This window comes from Nonomuraea sp. NPDC049714 (genome assembly GCF_044465295.1).
Classification (GTDB): domain Bacteria; phylum Actinomycetota; class Actinomycetes; order Streptosporangiales; family Streptosporangiaceae; genus Nonomuraea.
This window is the reverse complement of sequence record NZ_JBITLM010000008.1, coordinates 326124-343383: the sequence shown is the minus strand read 5'-3', so window position 1 is coordinate 343383 and position 17260 is coordinate 326124. Positions and strand designations below refer to the sequence as shown.

Annotated in this window: 14 protein-coding genes and 1 pseudogene; 9 read left to right on the top strand and 6 right to left on the bottom strand. The window is 70.2% G+C overall.

What is annotated here, in order from left to right; translation table 11 throughout:
- Window positions 1-203 precede the first annotated feature (203 nt).
- The 3 genes and pseudogenes from ACIBQX_RS30325 to ACIBQX_RS30315 all read left to right on the top strand — a co-directional run.
- Window positions 204-1238 (top strand): zinc-binding dehydrogenase, encoded by a 1035-nt coding sequence (locus tag ACIBQX_RS30325; protein WP_397010406.1) that lies wholly within the window; start codon window positions 204-206, stop codon window positions 1236-1238.
- The gene (locus tag ACIBQX_RS30320) at window positions 1235-2020 is read left to right on the top strand and encodes a sugar phosphate isomerase/epimerase family protein (protein ID WP_397010404.1); all 786 of its coding nucleotides are present in this window, start codon (window positions 1235-1237) and stop codon (window positions 2018-2020) included. The genes ACIBQX_RS30325 and ACIBQX_RS30320 overlap by 4 nt, the downstream gene beginning before the upstream one ends.
- Window positions 1951-3195 (top strand): annotated as a pseudogene (locus tag ACIBQX_RS30315) (MGH1-like glycoside hydrolase domain-containing protein); the annotation flags it as partial. The gene ACIBQX_RS30320 and the pseudogene ACIBQX_RS30315, both read left to right, overlap by 70 nt.
- A gap of 9 nt (window positions 3196-3204) precedes the next feature.
- Here the strand turns inward: ACIBQX_RS30315 and ACIBQX_RS30310 are convergent.
- Both ACIBQX_RS30310 and ACIBQX_RS30305 read right to left on the bottom strand, forming a co-directional pair.
- Entirely contained in the window at window positions 3205-4365 is a 1161-nt protein-coding gene (locus ACIBQX_RS30310) for a zinc-binding alcohol dehydrogenase (protein ID WP_397010402.1), read from the bottom strand.
- A complete protein-coding gene (locus ACIBQX_RS30305) occupies window positions 4358-5284 on the bottom strand; it encodes a Gfo/Idh/MocA family protein (protein WP_397010740.1) in 927 nt (308 codons plus the stop codon). Before ACIBQX_RS30305 ends, ACIBQX_RS30310 begins: the two co-directional genes overlap by 8 nt.
- A 130-nt stretch (window positions 5285-5414) precedes the next feature.
- Here ACIBQX_RS30305 and ACIBQX_RS30300 point away from each other — a divergent pair, with 130 nt between their 5' ends.
- Window positions 5415-6389, top strand: coding sequence for a glucosyl-3-phosphoglycerate synthase (locus ACIBQX_RS30300; protein ID WP_397010400.1), 975 nt, complete (start codon window positions 5415-5417; stop codon window positions 6387-6389).
- Window positions 6386-7507, top strand: a complete 1122-nt coding sequence (locus tag ACIBQX_RS30295; RefSeq protein WP_397010398.1) for a glycosyltransferase — start codon at window positions 6386-6388, stop codon at window positions 7505-7507. The genes ACIBQX_RS30300 and ACIBQX_RS30295 overlap by 4 nt, the downstream gene beginning before the upstream one ends.
- A 28-nt stretch (window positions 7508-7535) precedes the next feature.
- Here the strand turns inward: ACIBQX_RS30295 and ACIBQX_RS30290 are convergent, their stop codons facing one another.
- Window positions 7536-8330 (bottom strand): universal stress protein, encoded by a 795-nt coding sequence (locus ACIBQX_RS30290; protein WP_397010396.1) that lies wholly within the window; start codon window positions 8328-8330, stop codon window positions 7536-7538.
- Between the two features lie 143 nt (window positions 8331-8473).
- Here ACIBQX_RS30290 and ACIBQX_RS30285 point away from each other — a divergent pair, with 143 nt between their 5' ends.
- Complete coding sequence (locus tag ACIBQX_RS30285) at window positions 8474-9031, top strand: phosphatase PAP2 family protein (protein ID WP_397010394.1); 558 nt, start codon at window positions 8474-8476, stop codon at window positions 9029-9031.
- 4 nt (window positions 9032-9035) lie between these two features.
- Here the strand turns inward: ACIBQX_RS30285 and ACIBQX_RS30280 are convergent, their stop codons facing one another.
- Together ACIBQX_RS30280 and mscL are read right to left on the bottom strand one after the other, a co-directional pair.
- Entirely contained in the window at window positions 9036-9611 is a 576-nt protein-coding gene (locus ACIBQX_RS30280) for a hypothetical protein (RefSeq protein WP_397010392.1), read from the bottom strand.
- 164 nt (window positions 9612-9775) lie between these two features.
- Window positions 9776-10201: a large conductance mechanosensitive channel protein MscL gene (gene mscL, locus ACIBQX_RS30275; RefSeq protein WP_397010390.1), complete on the bottom strand. Its 426-nt coding sequence runs from the start codon at window positions 10199-10201 to the stop codon at window positions 9776-9778.
- 210 nt (window positions 10202-10411) lie between these two features.
- On the opposite strand from mscL, the gene glgX reads away from it, so the two are divergent.
- The 3 genes from glgX to treZ are packed head-to-tail and all read left to right on the top strand — an operon-like array spanning window position 10412 to window position 16329.
- Window positions 10412-12505, top strand: coding sequence for a glycogen debranching protein GlgX (glgX, locus tag ACIBQX_RS30270; protein WP_397010388.1), 2094 nt, complete (start codon window positions 10412-10414; stop codon window positions 12503-12505).
- Window positions 12498-14633 carry a malto-oligosyltrehalose synthase gene (gene treY, locus ACIBQX_RS30265; RefSeq protein ID WP_397010386.1) on the top strand — a complete coding sequence of 712 codons (2136 nt, stop codon included), beginning with the start codon at window positions 12498-12500 and terminating at the stop codon, window positions 14631-14633. Before glgX ends, treY begins: the two co-directional genes overlap by 8 nt.
- Window positions 14623-16329 carry a malto-oligosyltrehalose trehalohydrolase gene (gene treZ, locus ACIBQX_RS30260; protein WP_397010384.1) on the top strand — a complete coding sequence of 569 codons (1707 nt, stop codon included), beginning with the start codon at window positions 14623-14625 and terminating at the stop codon, window positions 16327-16329. Before treY ends, treZ begins: the two co-directional genes overlap by 11 nt.
- An 8-nt stretch (window positions 16330-16337) precedes the next feature.
- On the opposite strand, the gene ACIBQX_RS30255 is transcribed toward treZ, so the two are convergent.
- A complete protein-coding gene (locus tag ACIBQX_RS30255) occupies window positions 16338-17168 on the bottom strand; it encodes a maleylpyruvate isomerase family mycothiol-dependent enzyme (protein WP_397010382.1) in 831 nt (276 codons plus the stop codon).
- Window positions 17169-17260: the final 92 nt, after the last annotated feature.

Below are 17260 nucleotides of genomic sequence, written 5' to 3'. Positions count from 1 at the left end.
GTCGCGTAAGGAATCTAAGCGTATGACCTGGTGTTGTATGCCGGGTAAGGTGCCTTTCCAGAAGACACACCGTCTGAACCCCCATTTTCGTCAGGAGACTCGACGGAAGTCGTAGACTTACGAGTGTTCCGGGCGCAACTATGGTTTGCCAACAACCCGTAATTGATCGACTTTTGTTTGATCAATAGGCATAAGTGTGGGAAATGCGCGTCATCACCTTTCAAGAGCCAGGCCTTGTCTCTGTCAGCCTGGAACAGCCCGCCGAGCTCGTCGCGGGCAGCGTGCGCGTGCGCACTCTGTTCTCGGGAGTCTCCGCGGGCACCGAGTTGACGGCCTATCGGGGGACCAATCCCTATCTCAACCGCAAGTGGGACACCGAGCAGCGCCTCTTCCTCGACGGCAACACCCACGCTTATCCGCTCAGCGGCTGGGGCTACCAAGAGGTCGGTGAGGTGGTGGAGGCGGCGCCCGACGTCGCCGACCCGCCTGTCGGCAGCCTCGTCTGGGGCATCTGGGGCCACCGGGCCGAAGCCGTCGTCCCGGCCGCCAAGCTCGTCGGTCATGTGCTGCCGCCGGGCGCCGACCCGATCACCGGCGTCTTCGCCCGCGTCGGCGCCATCGCGCTGAACGCCGTGCACGCCGCCGACATCCATCTCGGCGACCAGGTCGCCGTCTTCGGCCAGGGCGTCATCGGCCTGCTCGCCACCCGCCTGGCCGTGCTGAGCGGCGCCCGGGTGGTCGCCGCCGACGCCATCCCGGCCCGCCTGGAGCTCGCCAGGAAGTACGGCGCCGCCGAGACGTTCGACGTCCGGTCCGGCTCGGTCGCCGAGTTCACCCGCAAGCGGATCGAGGGCGCCGACACCGTCATCGAGCTGAGCGGCAGCAACCTCGGCCTGCACGAGGCCATCAGGACCGTCCGCAAAGGCGGCCGGGTCGTGGCCGCCGGCTTCTACCAGGGTGACGGCATCGGGCTGCGCCTCGGCGAGGAGTTCCACCACAACCAGGTGCAGCTCGTCTCCTCCCAGATCGGCGGCGTCGCCTCCTGGCTCGCCCACCGCTGGGACGTCGAGCGTCTGCAGCGCACCTTCATGGAGGTCGTGCACCGAGGTGACATCGACGTCACCGATCTGATCAGCCACGTCGTCCCCGTGGACGACGCCGCCGCCGCCTTCGAGTTGATCGACAAGCACCCGTCCGAGGTGCTCCAGCTCGTCTTCACCTTCGAGGAGTCACAGTGAAGCTCGCCGCCCAGGAGCAGCTCCTGCCCGGCCGGTCCCTGCAGGAGAAGTTCGCGTTCGCGGTCGAGGCCGGGTTCGACGCCATCGAGCTGCGCGGAAAGGGCGACTTCCACTTCGCGGGCCGCCTGACCGAGCTCAAGCGGGCGCTGGCCGACGGCGTCGTGATGCCGACCGTGTGCGTGGACATGCCGCACTTCATCGGCGACTTCGACCCGGCCAAGCGGACGGACGCGATCCAGCAGCTCAGGTCGCAACTCTCGGTCATCGGCGAGCTCGGCGGCGTCGGCGTGATGACCCCGGCCTCGTGGGGCCAGTTCTCCCTGCGGCTGCCGCCGTTCGTCCCGCCGCGCAGCGCCCAGGAGGACCGCGAGGTGCTGACCGAGGCGCTGGGCATCCTCGGCGAGCACGCGCAGCGCAACGGCGTGCTGATCATGCTGGAGCCGCTCAACCGCTACGAGAACCACATGGTCAACACCCTGGCCGACGCGGTCTCCTACTGCGCCATGGACTCGATCCGGATCGTCGGCGACACCTACCACATGAACATCGAGGAGGACGATCCCTGCCGCTCGCTGATCGAGGCCGCCCCCTACCTCGCGCACATGCAGATCAGCGAGTCCAACCGCAACCAGCCGGGCACCGGCCACCTCGACTGGGGCGCGCAGCTCGCCACCCTCGACGCCGTCGGCTACGAGGGCTACCTGGCGCTCGAATGCCGCCTGCGCGGCGAGCCCGAGATCGTTCTTCCCCAGACGGCCGCCTTCATCAGGAAGTTTCTATGATCCTCCGCGATGCGGTGCGTGTACTGATCGACAACTGGGACGGCGGACACACGGTCCCCTCGCGCAGGCTCTACCCCCATCAGTGGAGCTGGGACTCCGCCTTCATCGCCATCGGCAACGCCCACCTGTCGCCCAGGCGGGCCAGGACCGAGCTGCTGTCGCTGTTCGGGGCGCAGTGGAGCGACGGCAGGGTGCCGCACATCGTCTTCAATCCGCTGGTGCCCGAGGGGGCCTACTTCCCGGGGCCGGAGTTCTGGCAGGCGCGCTCGCCCTCCGGCGCGGCGACCTCCGGCATCGTGCAGCCGCCGGTGCACGCGCTGGCCGCGTGGCGGGCCCACCAGGCCGAGCCCGACCTGGCCTTCCTGCGCAGGATCTATCCCCGGCTGGTGGCGCAGCAGGAGTTCCTGCGCACCGCCAGGCGCTCGCCGGAGGGGCTGATCTCGATCGTGCACCCCTGGGAGTCGGGCATGGACAACAGCCCCGCCTGGGACCGGCCGCTCGCCGCCGTCGAGACGGGCGCCACCGGCTACCGCCGCAGGGACCTGACCCATGTCAGCGCCGAGGAGCGGCCCACCGACCGCGACTACGAGCGCTACACCGCGCTGGCCCGCGCCTACCGCGACTCCGGCTACCGCCAGGCGGGTGAGTTCCACGTCGAGGACCCGCTGTTCAACGCCGCCTACGGGGTGGCCGAGCTGGCGCTGGCCGACATCGCCGCCGCGTGCGGCCTGGATCCCGAGCCGCACCGCGCCGAAGCCGCCGCGATCACCGCCGCGATGGTCGAGCACCTCTACGACGACGGCCTCTTCCAGCCCCGCGACGTGCGCACCGGCAACCTGATCCGCTCCAGCAGCGCCGCCGGCCTGGTCCCGCTCATCCTGCCCGGCCTGCCGCGCGAGATCGCGCACGCGCTGATCGGCACCGGGCTCGACCGCTTCGCCCTCAAGGACGGGGTGCTGCCGAGCTTCGCTCCCGCCGCCCCGGAGTTCGACCCGGTCCGCTACTGGCGCGGGCCGAGCTGGATCAACCTCACCTGGCTGGTCTGGCAGGGGCTCAAGGACCGCCGCGCCGACCTGGCCGCCTCGCTCGCCGACAACATGATCAAGGCGGTGGTGCGGTCCGGGTTCCGCGAGTACTTCGACCCCATCACGCTGCAGGGGCACGGATCGCGCGACTTCAGCTGGTCAGCCGCCCTCATCCTCGACGTGGTGGCTGAGCACGGCCTGCACGGCGTGCCGTCGGCGGCTCGCGAGGTCGGCCAGCAGGCGGGGAGCTTCGGCAAAGCCGGCGACCTCGGTGATCACGTGCCGGCGTAGCAGGTCGCCACGCTGCCTGAGCAGGCCGATCGTCTCGTGGGACAGGCGTTCCCTGTCCCATGCGTGCGCCAGCCCGCGCGGCACCCGGCCGATCTGGGCGCAGCGCAGCGACAGCCCGTTGTGGTGAAACTCCTCGCCCAGCCGCACCTCGTCCGCGCCCTTCGTGTAGAAGGCCAGGTCGATGGCGGTGCCCTGCGGTCGCAGCAGCTTCAACGCCAGAGCCAGCGCCCGCGCCTGGCCCCGGCACTGGAACACCACGTCGGCGCCCCGGTCGTTGGGCCCGTGCCGCCAGCGCCGCTTCAGCTCCACGGCCGGGTCCTCGTCGGCGGCCAGCACGTTCGCGCCGAGCGCCGCGGCGACGGCGAGCCGGTCGGGGGTCTCGTCCACGACCACGACCTCCGCCGCGTCGTACGACAGGGCGAACGACGCCGTCAGCAGCCCGACCACGCCCGCGCCCATCACCACGACCCGCCGCCCCCGCACGCCGTCGCCCAGCTCCCGGACGTTCGGCCCGTGCAGGTCGGCGGCGGCGTGCAGCAGGCCGTTGGCGCAGATCGGGCCCATGTGGGCCACGTAGATGCCGAGCATCGGGTTCAGGTCGTCCGGCAGCTCCACGAAGCGATCCTGTAGGGGGTCGGCCACGTAGCCGGTGCGGTGCCCGTAGGCCATCGCGACCGTGGCCCCCTCGCGCACCGCTCGGGTGCGGGTCTCGACCACCGTGCCGACCTGCATGTATCCGATGCCGCGCACGGGGTAGGCCACCGAGGGCGTGCCCTGCCGGAACAGGCCGAGCGCGGGATCCCAGGTGGAGGTCAGGTAGGGATTGTCCCCCTTGACGTAGGTGAGCTCGGTGCCTGCCGAGATCCCGCTGTGCCCGGTCTCGACCCGGAACCCGCCGTCGGGCACCTCGACCAGCTTGTCCTCGACCAGCGTCACCTCGCCCGGCGCCTCGATGCTCAGCATCGCGCCCATGACGGGACCCATGGACGTGCCGTACGCCCTGTCCGCGTGGCCACCGTGGTCACCCATCGAGCATCACCGGCTCCCGCTGTCGTGCCGACCGCGCCAGCGCGAGCGCCAGCCGGTGGGTCTTCAGGGCCTCCCGGTACGGGGCCCGCACGTCGGCCTCTCTACCCTGTACGGCGTCCACGAACGTGCGATCGACCATCGTCTTGGCCTTGCCGCCGTCCTGGACCTGCCGCTCGCCGTCCACGACCAGCTCCGTCTCAGTCAGGTCGAGCGCGATGCCCTCGGCGTGCACCTCCAGCCCCACCCGATGCTTGTGGCGCAGGAGGCAGGTGGTGGCCAGCAGCCCGGTCGCACCGTCCGTGAAGCGCATCACCGCCGCCGTGGCGTGGTCGATCTCGCCGTTCACCGGGCTCTCGGCGGGCACGGCGTGCACCATGCTCACCTCGCCCACCAGCAGTCTCGCCAGATCGAGGACGTGGACCGCCTGCTCGACGGTCTGGCCGCCGGACATCATGGGGTCCAGCCACCACCCGACCGGGGGAACCTTGTCCAGCCAGTGGCCCAGGGCCAGGCGCACCGGCCGGTCGGCCAGCAGCTCCCGCGCCTGGTCGAGAATGTCGAGATAACGCCAGTGGTGACCGACGGCGGACGGCAGGCCGCGCCGGTCGATCTCGTCGGCTATCTTCTCCGCGGTCCCCAGATCAAGTGAAAGCGGCTTCTCCACAAAAATAGGGATATCGCAGGCCAAGATGTCGAGCTCTGGATTACCGTGCGCGAATGGAGGCACACAGACGTAAACGGCATCCAGACCGCCGGCCTCCAGCAGGTCGGTGTGGCTTCCGTAAGCGGGGGAGTCGTGCTTCGACGCCAGTGTTTCGGCCCGGCGCGGATCTGTGTCCGCGATTCCGGCGATCTTAACATCGCCGAAACCAGACAGGACCTCAGCGTGCCTCGCGGCGACATTACCGGCACCTACCATGCCGATACGGGTAGTGGGGATCATAACCCGGCATATCCCACGGTCAGCAGAAAACAAACAACCATGTTCGAAGACGCATGGATAGGGCAGATGTCGCCGACCGTGACCTGAAAAGATCGGGGATGACTGCATGGAGACAGATCTTCGCGCCTTGGCAAGGGTCCGGGAGTGGTACGGGCCGCATTCGAGCACGGCCAGGGAATGGCCGCTCGACGCCCTGCTCCCAGCCAAGGGGACGACCACGGTGAGCGTCGTGCTGCCGGCGCGTGACGAGGAGTCGACAGTCGGCGACATCGTCACCGTGATCCGCCGTGACCTCGTGGAGCGGACACCGCTCGTGGACGAGATCATCGTCGTTGATTCCAACTCCACCGACGCGACCGCGGTCAGAGCGGCCGCGGCGGGAGCGCGGGTGGTGGCGCAGCGAGCGGTGTTTCCCCAGCTCCCGCCCCTGACCGGCAAGGGCGAAGCGCTGTGGAAGGGGCTGGCCGCGTCCAGCGGGGACATCGTCGTCTTCGTGGACGCCGACCTGCGCAACTTCGGCTCCCATTTCGTCTCCGGTCTCCTCGGGCCGCTGCTTCTGGACAGGAACATCCAGTTCGTCAAGGCCGCCTACGAACGGCCTTTCACCGGTGAGGACGGCGTGGTCAGGCGCGGTGACGGCGGGCGCGTCACCGAGCTGGTCGCCAGGCCGCTGCTGAACATGTTCTGGCCGGAACTGTCCGGCTTCGCGCAGCCGCTCGGGGGTGAGTACGCCGCCCGCCGGGAGACCCTGGAGCGGGTGCCGTTCGTCACCGAGTACGGCGTGGAGTTCGGGCTCCTGGTCGACCTCCTGAACCTGGTCGGGCTCGACGCCATGGCGCAGGTCGATCTCGGCTCCCGTACGCACAGCCACCAGTCGGTGGCCGCGCTCGGCCGCATGGCGGGGCAGATCATGGCCACCGCGTGGTCCCGGCTGGAGCGCCAGGGGCGCGTCCTCACCTCGGAGCCCCCCTCCCACACGCTGCTGCAGTTCGGGCTCGAAGGGCAGGCCGATCTGGTGGACGTGGCCGTGGCAGAGCGGCCTCCGCTGGCCTCCCTCGTACTGGAGGAGGATGTGGCATGAACGTTCTGGTGAACGCGGGACCGTGGCTGGCGGTCCCGCCCCCTGGCTACGGCGGCATCGAGAACGTGGTCGCCACGCTCGTCCCGGCCCTGCGCGAACGCGGGGTGCGGATCATCCTGGCCTCGGTGGGGTCGAGCACCCTCGACGTGGACGAGCTGATCAGCGTCTTCGAGCAGGGGCAGTTCGCCCACCTGCAGAAGCCGTACAACCAGGTGATGGGCATTTCGCACGCCCACCAGGCGCGGGTGGCCGCGGAGCTGCGCCGTCGCGACGACATCGACCTGGTCCACGACCACCTGGAGGTCGTCGGGCCCGCCGTGCTGTCGGCCCTGGACGGCCCGCCCGTGCTGCACACCCTGCACTGGGACCTGCGCAAGCACGCCGCCTTCTACCGGTCGTTCCCGCAGTCGATCGCGGTCAACGGCGTCTCGCACTCCCAGCTCGCCCGCGCGCCCAGGGCGGTGCAGGACGTCGCGCTCGGCGCGGTGCACCTGGCGACCCCGCTGGCCGACCGTGACCTGCGGGTCGAGCGGGGCGAGCACCTGGTGGTGATGGGCCGGGTCTGCGGGCTCAAGGGCCAGCACGTGGCCGCCAGGGTCTGCCAGAAGCTCGGCCTGCCGCTGGTGCTGGCCGGCCCGGTCAGCGGCCTCAACACCCCCGCCGAGCTGGACGTCGTGGCCCAGGATCCCTACCATCCGCTGCACGGCCACGCCGACGTCCGCTACTACCTGGACCACCTCGGCGCCTACCTCGACGGCGACCTCATCGCGTGGGCCGGCTCCCTGGGCGGCGACGAGCGCGACACCCTCTACGGCTCGGCCCGCGCGGCCCTGTTCCCCATCCAGTGGGACGAGCCGGGCGGCACGGCCGTGGTGGAGGCGATGGCGCTCGGCGTGCCGCCGGTCGCCCTGCGCCGGGGCTGCATGCCCGAGATCATCGACCACGGCCGCACCGGCTTCCTCGCCGACACCGAGGAGGAGCTGGCGGAGTGGGTCCTGCGGGTGGACGAGCTCGACCCCGAGGAGTGCCGCCGCGAGGCCCGCGTCCGCTTCTCCCCGGCGGTGATGGCCGACCGTTATCTGGAGCTGTACGACCAGGCGGTCAGGCGCGGCCGCTAGGCCGGCCGCCGTCCCAGAACGGAGGTCGTCAGGCGAAGCCGCGTGGCAGCACGGCGACGGGGCACGGTGAGGCGCGCAGCAGCTTCATCGCCTGCTCGCCGATGAACACCCGGTGCGGCTGCGCGTCCTCGCTGGCCGCGCAGACCAGCAGCTCGCCGGGGAGCCACTCGGCCGCGGCCACGGCGGCGGCGACGTCATGCCCCTCGGCGACCTCCGCCTCGGCCTCGATGCCGGTGCCCTCCCACGCCTGCCGGACGGCCAGGGCGAGATCGTCCCTGAGCCGTCCCCGGTCCTCGGTCCGTAGGTCGAAGGTGATCAGCCGGAGCGGCACGCCCAGCCGGAGCGCGGCCTGCGCCACCTGCTCGACGGCGGTGTCGCACTGCGGGCGGTGCACGTAGGCGAGCGTGAGCCGGGTGGGGCCGTCAGGCGGCACGTAGCCGGCGGGCGTCAGCATCACCGCCTCCGGTGACAGGTGCAGCAGGTGGTCGGTGGTGCTGCCGAGCTGGATGCGGCCGTGCGGCCCGCCGTCCGCCGACCCGGCCACCACGAGGTCCGCCCTGATCCGGCTGGCCAGCACCGCCAGCCCGCGACCGGCGCCCCTGCTCTCGAACGCCATGAACTCGGCCGGCACGTCCTCCAGCCGGACCGCCGCGTTGGCCAGGCCCGCCTGCGCCTCGACCGCCAGGCCGGGGCTGCCCGGCGGGTAGATCGACACCACCGTGAGGTCGCCGCCGGTGACACGGGTGATGGCGGCGCCCAGGGCGAGAGCGTCCCGCCCGCCCGAGTCGTCGGTGTAGCCGACGATCACCTGCCCTCCGATCACGAGAGCCTCCATACCCGGTCCGAGGTGGGGATACGCAGCCTTCCTCGGGGACATGAAGGCAGTAATCATCCGAAAGGCCGAGGTGTCGACAAAGATCCACTCGTAAGGTTCTGTCCATCGGCTGTTAACAGATTGGACACCCGTTGTACCGCGACATCGTCGACTTCGCTCTCACCACGCCCGCATGGCTGCACACGCTCGCCGAGGTCGGCACCGACGCCGGGCTGTTCCTCTTCGCGGCGCTGTTCATGCTGACGTGGTGGCGGGCGAGGAACGCCCCGCCTCGCGACCTGGCACTCGCCATCGCCGGGCCGGCCGGGATCGTGTGCGCGTACGTCAGCAGCGAGATCGTGAAGATCCTCATCCGGGAGGAGCGGCCGTGCCGGGACGGGGTCGCGACCATCGCCGCCTGCCCGCCCGTGGGCGACTGGTCGTTCCCGAGCAACCATTCGGTGATCGCCGTCGGCGCCGCCGCGACGCTCGTCCTGATCTGGCGCACCCTGGCCTGGGTGGTGCTCCCGCTGGCCGCGGTCATGGCGTTCTCGCGGGTCTTCGTCGGCGTGCACTACCCGCACGACGTGGCCGCCGGGGCGCTGATCGGTCTGGTGCTCGCGCCGCTGTTCACGCTCCTGCTGGTCGGCGCCGTCACGCCGGTCGTCCGGCTGGTCCGCGCCCGTCTGTCAGTCCCTCAGCGGGCGTAGGTCGTCAGGCCGACCACTCGTGCCGGCCGAGGAACCCGCGCTCGCCCGTGGCGTACTCCTGGAAGGCCCGTTGCACCTCGTCGAGCTCGGCCACCTCGGTCCTGATGAGGTCCGTCTCCTTGTACTCGAGCTCGTAACCGGGCGAGACCTGGATGAAGTGCTGCCCGAAGTTCACCAGGGCGACGAACGGGTTCTGCGGTGACAGGGTGGCCAGCACGTCATGCACCAGGCCCAGATCGGGGTCGTGCACGATCAGGCCGTCACCGGTGTGCAGCTGCATCCCCTGGTGGACGCCGAGCGGCGCGACGTTGTGCACGAGATCGCGCTGCGGGTCGTAACAGGCCACTCCGTGCGCGCGGGCGACCGTGAACACCTGGCCGGACAGCTCGTCCATCGAGTCCAGGTCCATCGCCACCAGCACCTGATCGTGGTAGACGGTGACGAGTCCGGGCAGCTCCTTGGCGATGTCCGGCAGTTGCCCGGCGACGGGCTCGGTCTTCTTGACCTCCAGGTAGGCGGCTCGCGCCTGGTCCCTGGAGATCGGCGCGGGCTCGTTCCAGACCATCAACTCAACGCTCACCCGTCCATCTTGTCGAACCGGTGCCGCATCTGCGTAGGTAGTGGCCGGAAGAACGCGAAACCCTCGTCCCACCAGACCTTCACCCGCGTGGCGCTCCAAGCCCACCGATCCCGCCAAGTACGGACATGGGCGGGCTAAGGCGGGCTAAAGCGGGCTAAGGCGGGCTAGGGAGTGGCCGGGGTCTCCGAGCCGGGGACCAGCTCGACCGTGCAGTACATGCAGCGGCGCGCCTCCACCGGCACGTCGCTGATGCACTCCGGGCACTGCTTCGTGGTGGCCGCCTTGTTCCGGTCGAGCAGCGCGAGCAGCCGGGTCATCGGCAGGACGATCAGCCAGTAGACCACCGCCGCGATGATCAGGAAGGTGATCAGGTGGTTGAGGAAGTCGCCGTACTTGAACTCGCTGCCGTTGACGGTGAAGGAGTACTCGGCGAAGTTCGGCTGCCGTCCGCCGGTGACGGCGCCGATCAGCGGCGTCACCAGGTCGGTGACCAGCGCCTGCACGAGCCCGCTGAACGTGGCCCCGATGATCACCGCGACGGCCAGCTCGACGATGTTGCCGCGCAGAATGAAGTTCTTGAATCCGCCCATGGCACCGCAATATAGCCGGTCAAGAAACGGTCAAACCTTGTCCTGGGAGGCGGGCGTACGCCAGGGCGGTTAGCCGCTCGCGACGGGGTACAGAGTGATCGGCGCGAGGCGCGGGGAAGGTAAGAGGTTGCCGCGGGCGGGGCGGACGAAACCGGGGTTGTCCGGTGGAGCGAGAGGACACACCATGGAAAAGACCGTGAGGGAGCTTCGATGATCGAAGTGTGGCCGGGAGACCCGTACCCACTCGGGGCGACCTACGACGGCGCGGGCACGAACTTCTCGCTCTACACCGAGGTGGCGCACTCCGTGGAGCTGTGCCTGTTCGACGAGGACAACTGGGAGTCGCGGGTGCCGCTCACCGAGGTGGACGGCTTCATCTGGCACGGCTACCTGCCCGGCATCGGTCCCGGGCAGCGCTACGGCTACCGCGTCCACGGCCCCTACGAGCCGGCCCGCGGGCTGCGGTGCAACCCGGCCAAGCTGCTGCTCGACCCGTACGCGATGGCGATCGAGGGCGGGGTCGACTGGCACGAGGCGGTGTACGGCTACCGCTTCGGCTCACCTGACACCCGCAACGACATGGACTCGGCCCCCTACGTGCCGCGCTCGATCGTGATCAACCCGTTCTTCGGCTGGGGGCACGACCGGCCGCCCGCGACGCCGTACCACGACACGGTGATCTACGAGGCGCACGTGCGCGGCCTCACGATCAGCCACCCCAAGATCCCCAAGCACCTGCGCGGCACGTACGCCGCGCTCGGCCACCCGGAGATCCTCGACCACCTCACCAAGCTCGGCGTGACGGCGCTGGAGCTGATGCCGGTGCACCAGTTCGTCACCGACCACATCCTGGAGCAGCGCGGCCTGTCCAACTACTGGGGCTACAACTCCATCGGCTTCTTCGCCCCGCACAACCGCTACTCCAGCCAGGGCCAGCGCGGCGGGCAGGTGCTGGAGTTCAAGGCGATGGTGCGGGCGCTGCACGAGGCGGGCATCGAGGTCATCCTCGACGTCGTCTACAACCACACCGCCGAGGGCAACCATCTGGGGCCGACGCTCGGCTTCCGTGGCATCGACAACCCTGACTACTACCGGCTGGTCAACGGCGACAAGCGCTACTACATGGACACCACGGGCACCGGCAACAGCCTGCTCATGCGGTCCCCGCACGTCCTTCAAATGATCATGGATTCGCTGCGCTACTGGGTCATCGAGATGCACGTCGACGGCTTCCGCTTCGACCTGGCCTCGACGCTGGCCCGCGAGCTGCACGAGGTCGACCGGCTGAGCTCCTTCTTCGACCTGGTGCAGCAGGACCCGGTGCTGTCGCAGGTCAAGCTCATCGCCGAGCCGTGGGACGTGGGCCCCGGCGGCTACCAGGTCGGCAACTTCCCGTCCCGGTGGACCGAGTGGAACGGCCGCTACCGTGACACCATCCGCGACCTGTGGCGCGGCCAGGCGGCCACGCTGCCCGAGTTCGGCTCCCGGTTCACCGGGTCGAGCGACCTCTACCAGGACGACAGCCGCCGCCCCGCCGCCTCGATCAACTTCGTCACCTGCCACGACGGCTTCACCCTCCAGGACCTCGTCTCGTACGACCACAAGCACAACGAGGCGAACAAGGAGAACAACCGCGACGGCACCGACGACAACCGGTCCTGGAACTGCGGCGAGGAAGGCCCGGCGGGCTGGGCCATCGAGTCGCTGCGCGAGCAGCAGAAGCGCAACTTCCTCACCACGCTCTTCCTGTCGCAGGGCGTGCCGATGCTCTCGCACGGCGACGAGCTGGGCCGCACCCAGCAGGGCAACAACAACGGCTACTGCCAGGACAACGCGCTGACCTGGGTGGACTGGTCGGATGTCCGGGAGAACTGGCTGCTGCTGGAGTTCACGCAGAGCCTGGCCGCGCTGCGCAAGCGGCATCCGGTCTTCCGGCGCAGGAGGTTCTTCTACGGCAAGCCGGTGCGTGGCCTGAGCGACATCGCCTGGCTGACGCCGTCCGGGGAGGAGATGGCCGACAGCGACTGGACCGTCGGCTACGCCAAGTCGCTGGCCGTCTTCCTCAACGGCGACGCCATCACCGAGCCCGACCGGCGGGGCAGGCCGATCCGCGACGACTCGTTCCTGCTGCTGTTCAACGCCCATCACGACACCATCAAGTTCACGATCCCGAAGGATTACGGCGAGATGTGGCAGACCGAGATCGACACCGCCATGCCGATCGGGCTGGACGTGCGGATGTGCCGGGCCGGCGAGGGCGTGGACGTGCCCGGACGCAGCGTGCGGGTGCTGCGCCGTGTCTAGGCCCACCTCGACCTACCGACTGCAACTCACTCCCGACTTCGGCTTCGCCCAGGTGGCGGAGGCCGCCGGCTACCTGCGCGAGCTGGGCGTCAGCCACCTCTACCTGTCGCCGATCCTGCAGGCGACCCCCGGATCCCGGCACGGCTACGACGTCACCGACCACTCCAGGATCCGGGAGGAGTTCGGCGGCGCCCAGGGCTTCCGCGAGATGGCCGAGCGGCTCGCCACGCTCGATCTGGGCGTCATCCTCGACCTCGTCCCCAACCACATGAACACCGAGAACGCCCAGTTCTGGTCGGTGCTTCAGCACGGCCGGGACTCGCCGTACGCGAGCTGGTTCGACATCGACTGGGACGGCGGGACGGTGGCGCTGCCCGTGCTGGGCGACGACACCGAGCCGGTGGTCGACGGCGACCTGCTGCGCTACCACGAGCACGCCTTCCCCCACCCCGGCCACTACCGGCTCGTCGACTGGCGCGAAGGGCCCGGCTACCGGCGCTTCTTCGACGTCTCCACGCTGATCGGGGTGCGGGTCGAGGATCCGGCGGTGTTCTTCGCCACGCACGAGGTGATCTTCTGGCTGCTCGACGAGGGGCTGGCCGACGGGCTGCGGATCGACCACCCCGACGGCCTGGCCGACCCGCGCGGCTACCTGGACCGGCTGCGCGCCAGGTCAGGCGGCGTATGGACGGTCGTGGAGAAGATCCTCATCGGCGACGAACGGCTGCCGGACGACTGGGCCTGTGACGGCACCACCGGCTACGAAGTGCTCAACCGGGTCAACGGGCTGTTCGTCGACCCGGAGGGCAAGACGCCGCTCGTCGAGCTGTTCACCCGGCTGACCGGCGAGCGGGACGACTACCTGCCCGTGGTCATGCGGGCCAAGCACCAGGTCATCGACCTGTTCTTCGGCGCCGAGGTCCGGCGGCTGGCCCACGCGGCCGCCTGCGCCCCGGAGGTGGTCGCCGAGCTGCTGGCCGCGATGCCGGTCTACCGGGCCTACGTGGTGCCCGGCGAGCCGCCGCCGCCCGAGGCCGTCGAGATCGTCGAACGGGCCGCCGCCACCTGCTCTCCCGCCGTCCGGCCGCTCGTCCAGCAGGTCCTGTACGGCTCCGCCGAGGTGATCACCCGGTTCCAGCAGGCCTGCGGGCCGGTCATGGCCAAAGGGGTGGAGGACACCGCGCTGTACCGGTGGTTCCCGCTGTCGTGCCTGAACGAGGTGGGGGGCGAGCCGGACCGGTTCGGGACCTCGGTGGAGGAGTTCCACCAGTTCTGCGCGGAGATGCGGCCGGACTCGATGACCACGCTGTCCACCCACGACACCAAACGGTCGGAGGACGTACGGGCCCGGCTGGCCGTGCTGTCGGAGCTGCCGGAGGAGTGGGCCGAGGCCGTGTCGCAGTGGTCGTCGGAGCTCGGCTTCGACCCCCACCTCGACTACCTCGCCTGGCAGAACCTCATGGCCGCCTGGCCGATCTCCGCCGAGCGGTTCGCCGCCTACCTGCTCAAGGCGGCGCGCGAGGCCAAGACCGCCACCTCCTGGATCCGCCCCGACCCCGGCTACGAGCAGCGACTGCGCGACTTCGCCGAGGCCGCCGTCCGGCTGCCGGTGGGCCGCTTCACCGAGCGGATAGACGGCTTCGCCAGGTCCAACTCGCTGAGCGCCAAGCTCGTCCAGCTGATGATGCCGGGGGTGCCGGACGTCTACCAGGGCAATGAGATGACCGATTTCTCCCTGGTCGATCCGGACAACCGGCGTCCCGTCACCTTCCCGCGCACGCCCGCGTCCGACTGGGACCGGGTCAAGTTCCAGGTCACCGGCCAGGCGCTGCGGCTGCGTCGACGCCTCGGCCCCGCCGCGCCGTACACACCGCTGCAGGCCCAGGGGCAGGCGGCGGAGCACGTGATCGCCTTCGCGCGCGGCGAGGGCGGCGGGCCGCAGGCCGTCGCGATCGCCACCCGCCTGCCCGCCCGCCTGGCCGGCAGCGGATGGGAGGACACCACGCTGGCGCTGCCCCCGGGACACTGGCGCGACCTGCTCGGCGGCGGCCTGTACACCGGGCGGACCCCTCTGGCTCACCTGCTCGGCACGCATCCCGTCGCACTCCTGGAGAGACATGATCTTTGAGGTGTGGGCACCCACGGCCACGGCGGTCGAGGTCGACGTCCCCGGCGGCCGGCGGCCGATGTCCGCGAGCCAGGACGGCTGGTGGTCCGCCGCCGTGCCCGAAGCCGGGCACGGCACCAGGTACGGCTTCGTGCTCGACGGCGACGGCCCCTACCCCGACCCCCGCTCCCGCTGGCAGCCCGAGGGCGTCTTCGGGCCCAGCGCGGTGTACGACGACGCCCGCTTCACCTGGGCCGACCACGACTGGAAGGGGCGCGACCTGCGGGGCGGCGTCATCTACGAGCTGCACATCGGCACCTTCACCCCCGAGGGGACGTTCGAGGCCGCCGCCGGGAAGCTCCAGCACCTGACCGAGCTGGGCGCCGACTTCGTGGAGATCATGCCGGTCGCGCCGGTGCCCGGCACCCGCAACTGGGGCTACGACGGCGTCGACCTCTACGCCGTCAACCACACCTACGGCGGCCCCGACGGGCTCAAGACCCTCGTCGACGCCTGCCATCGGGCCGGTCTCGGCGTCATCCTCGACGTCGTCCACAACCACCTGGGACCGTCGGGCAACTTCCTGCACCCGTACGGGCCGTACTTCTCCGGATTCGCCGGCAGCTACTGGGGCGAGGCGGTCAACCTCGACGGGCCGGGGTCCGACGTGGTGCGCCGCTACTTCATCGACAACGCCCTGCAGTGGCTGCGCGACTTCCACATCGACGGGCTGCGCCTGGACGCCGTGCACGCGCTGCACGACCGCCGCGCCACCCACCTGCTGGCCGAGCTGTCCGACGAGGTCGACGCGCTGTCCTGTGCGGTCGGCAGGCCGCTGACGCTGATCGCCGAATCCGATCTGAACGACCCCCGCATGGTGCGCTCGCGCGACGCCGACGGGCTCGGCATGACCGCCCAGTGGAACGACGACGCCCACCACGCGCTGCACACCGCCGTCAGCGGCGAGCACCACGGCTACTACACCGACTTCGCCGGCCTGCCCGCCCTGGCCAAGGTGCTGACCTCGGGCGTCCTGCACGACGGAAGCCGTTCGAGCTTCCGCGACCGCGCGCACGGACGGCCCTTCACCGGCGTGCCCGGCCACCGGCTCGTCGCCTGCCTGCAGAACCACGACCAGATCGGCAACCGGCCCATGGGCGACCGGCTGCCGATGCCCGAGCTCAAACTCGGCGCCGGACTGCTGCTCACCTCGCCGTTCACGCCCATGCTGTTCATGGGGGAGGAGTGGGGGGCCGGGACGCCGTTCCTGTTCTTCTCCGACCACGTCGAGCCGGAGCTGCGCGACAGCGAGGGCGGGCGCCGGCAGCGCGAGTTCGAGGGCTTCGGTTACGCCTGGGAGGCGCCCGACCCGTCGGAGGAGGAGACCTTCCTACGCTCCAAGCTCGACTGGGACGAGCTGAAGGAGGAGGGGCACTGGTCGCTGCTGTGCTGGTACCGCGACCTGACGGCCCTGCGCAAGGCCCTGCCGGAGCTGTCCGACCCCCGCCTGGACCGGGTCCGGGTCGACTGCGACCCGGACGACCGGTGGCTGGTCATGTGGCGGGGGGCGCTGGCGGTGTCGGTGAACTTCTCGCCGGAGTCCGTGACCTTGCCGGTCCCGCTGGGAGCGGTGCTGCTCGCCTCCGACGAGAACGTGTCCGCACGGCCGGAGGGCACGCGGTTGCCGGGCCAGTCCCTGGTGATCCACCGCCCCTGACCGGTTCGTCAGGCGACGACCGCGAGCAGGGTCGTCATGGCGGCGGTGAGCTCCGGGTCACCACTCACCCGCGCACGCTCGCGAGCCTGCTCGACGGTGACGCCCCTGGTCGCCAGCCGCCAGAAGGTGTCCTGATCCATCGAGACACGCGCCGCCGGCTCTCCTGCCGGCGTCGCCATCCGCCACCTGCCGCCCTCCCGGGCAGCGCTCCACTGTCCGCCCGCGGGCCCGAGCACCTCCAGGCGGACCGTCGTGCCCTCCGGACGGTCGAGCGCTCTCACGGCGTACGGCAGTGCCCGCGCGAAGAGCTCCAGCACCGGTGCCATGAGGTCCGGCTCGGTCGCTCCGGGAAGGGAGACGGCGTCGCGCACCTGCTGCTGGTGGACCCAGAACTCGGTGTACTCACGGCCGATGTCCAGCCAGGTGGGGCTGTCGAGGTCCATGGCCGCCCAGGACACGTTCAGGTCGGCGGGCGCCTCCAGGTCGCGTGCCGCCCAGACGGCGTCCAGCCGCGGCCCCAGGTGCTCCAGCAACTCGATCAGCAACCGGGGGCTGAGCTGGCGACTCGCCCGGACGAACTCGTCGTTGGTGCGGGTGAGATAGGCGGGAAGCGTCTCGTCATTGGCGAAGACGGCGCCGCCGTACCCGTCGCGGCTGCCTGACAGGCGGCGCATGTAGTCATTGAGGACATGACCGGCGACGTCGTGCACATCCCAGCCTGGACAGACCGTGGATCTGGCCCAGTCTGCCGGGTCAAGGCCGCGTAGCAGGTCGAGCATGGCCTCCCGCTCGCGCGGGAACAAGGGGCGGACGTCTATGGCCGAGCCGAAAATCTTCATGGCTCCATTGTGGACAACCCTCCGCCGTCCACAGAACGCCGTTCGCCGCCACGCCGCCGGCTGGGCATTGCCGATGCTGGGTGCCTCATCGA

What these genes read in the sequence shown, in the direction of transcription:
- ACIBQX_RS30305 (WP_397010740.1), bottom strand. Translation starts at nt 5,284, where the DNA reads ATGGTAGGTGCCGGTAATGTCGCCGCGAGGCACGCTGAGGTCCTGTCT.
- ACIBQX_RS30325 (WP_397010406.1), top strand. Translation starts at nt 204, where the DNA reads ATGCGCGTCATCACCTTTCAAGAGCCAGGCCTTGTCTCTGTCAGCCTG.
- ACIBQX_RS30295 (WP_397010398.1), top strand. Translation starts at nt 6,386, where the DNA reads ATGAACGTTCTGGTGAACGCGGGACCGTGGCTGGCGGTCCCGCCCCCT.
- glgX (WP_397010388.1), top strand. Translation starts at nt 10,412, where the DNA reads ATGATCGAAGTGTGGCCGGGAGACCCGTACCCACTCGGGGCGACCTAC.
- ACIBQX_RS30255 (WP_397010382.1), bottom strand. Translation starts at nt 17,168, where the DNA reads ATGAAGATTTTCGGCTCGGCCATAGACGTCCGCCCCTTGTTCCCGCGC.
- mscL (WP_397010390.1), bottom strand. Translation starts at nt 10,201, where the DNA reads ATGGGCGGATTCAAGAACTTCATTCTGCGCGGCAACATCGTCGAGCTG.
- treZ (WP_397010384.1), top strand. Translation starts at nt 14,623, where the DNA reads ATGATCTTTGAGGTGTGGGCACCCACGGCCACGGCGGTCGAGGTCGAC.
- ACIBQX_RS30300 (WP_397010400.1), top strand. Translation starts at nt 5,415, where the DNA reads ATGGAGACAGATCTTCGCGCCTTGGCAAGGGTCCGGGAGTGGTACGGG.
- ACIBQX_RS30310 (WP_397010402.1), bottom strand. Translation starts at nt 4,365, where the DNA reads ATGGGTGACCACGGTGGCCACGCGGACAGGGCGTACGGCACGTCCATG.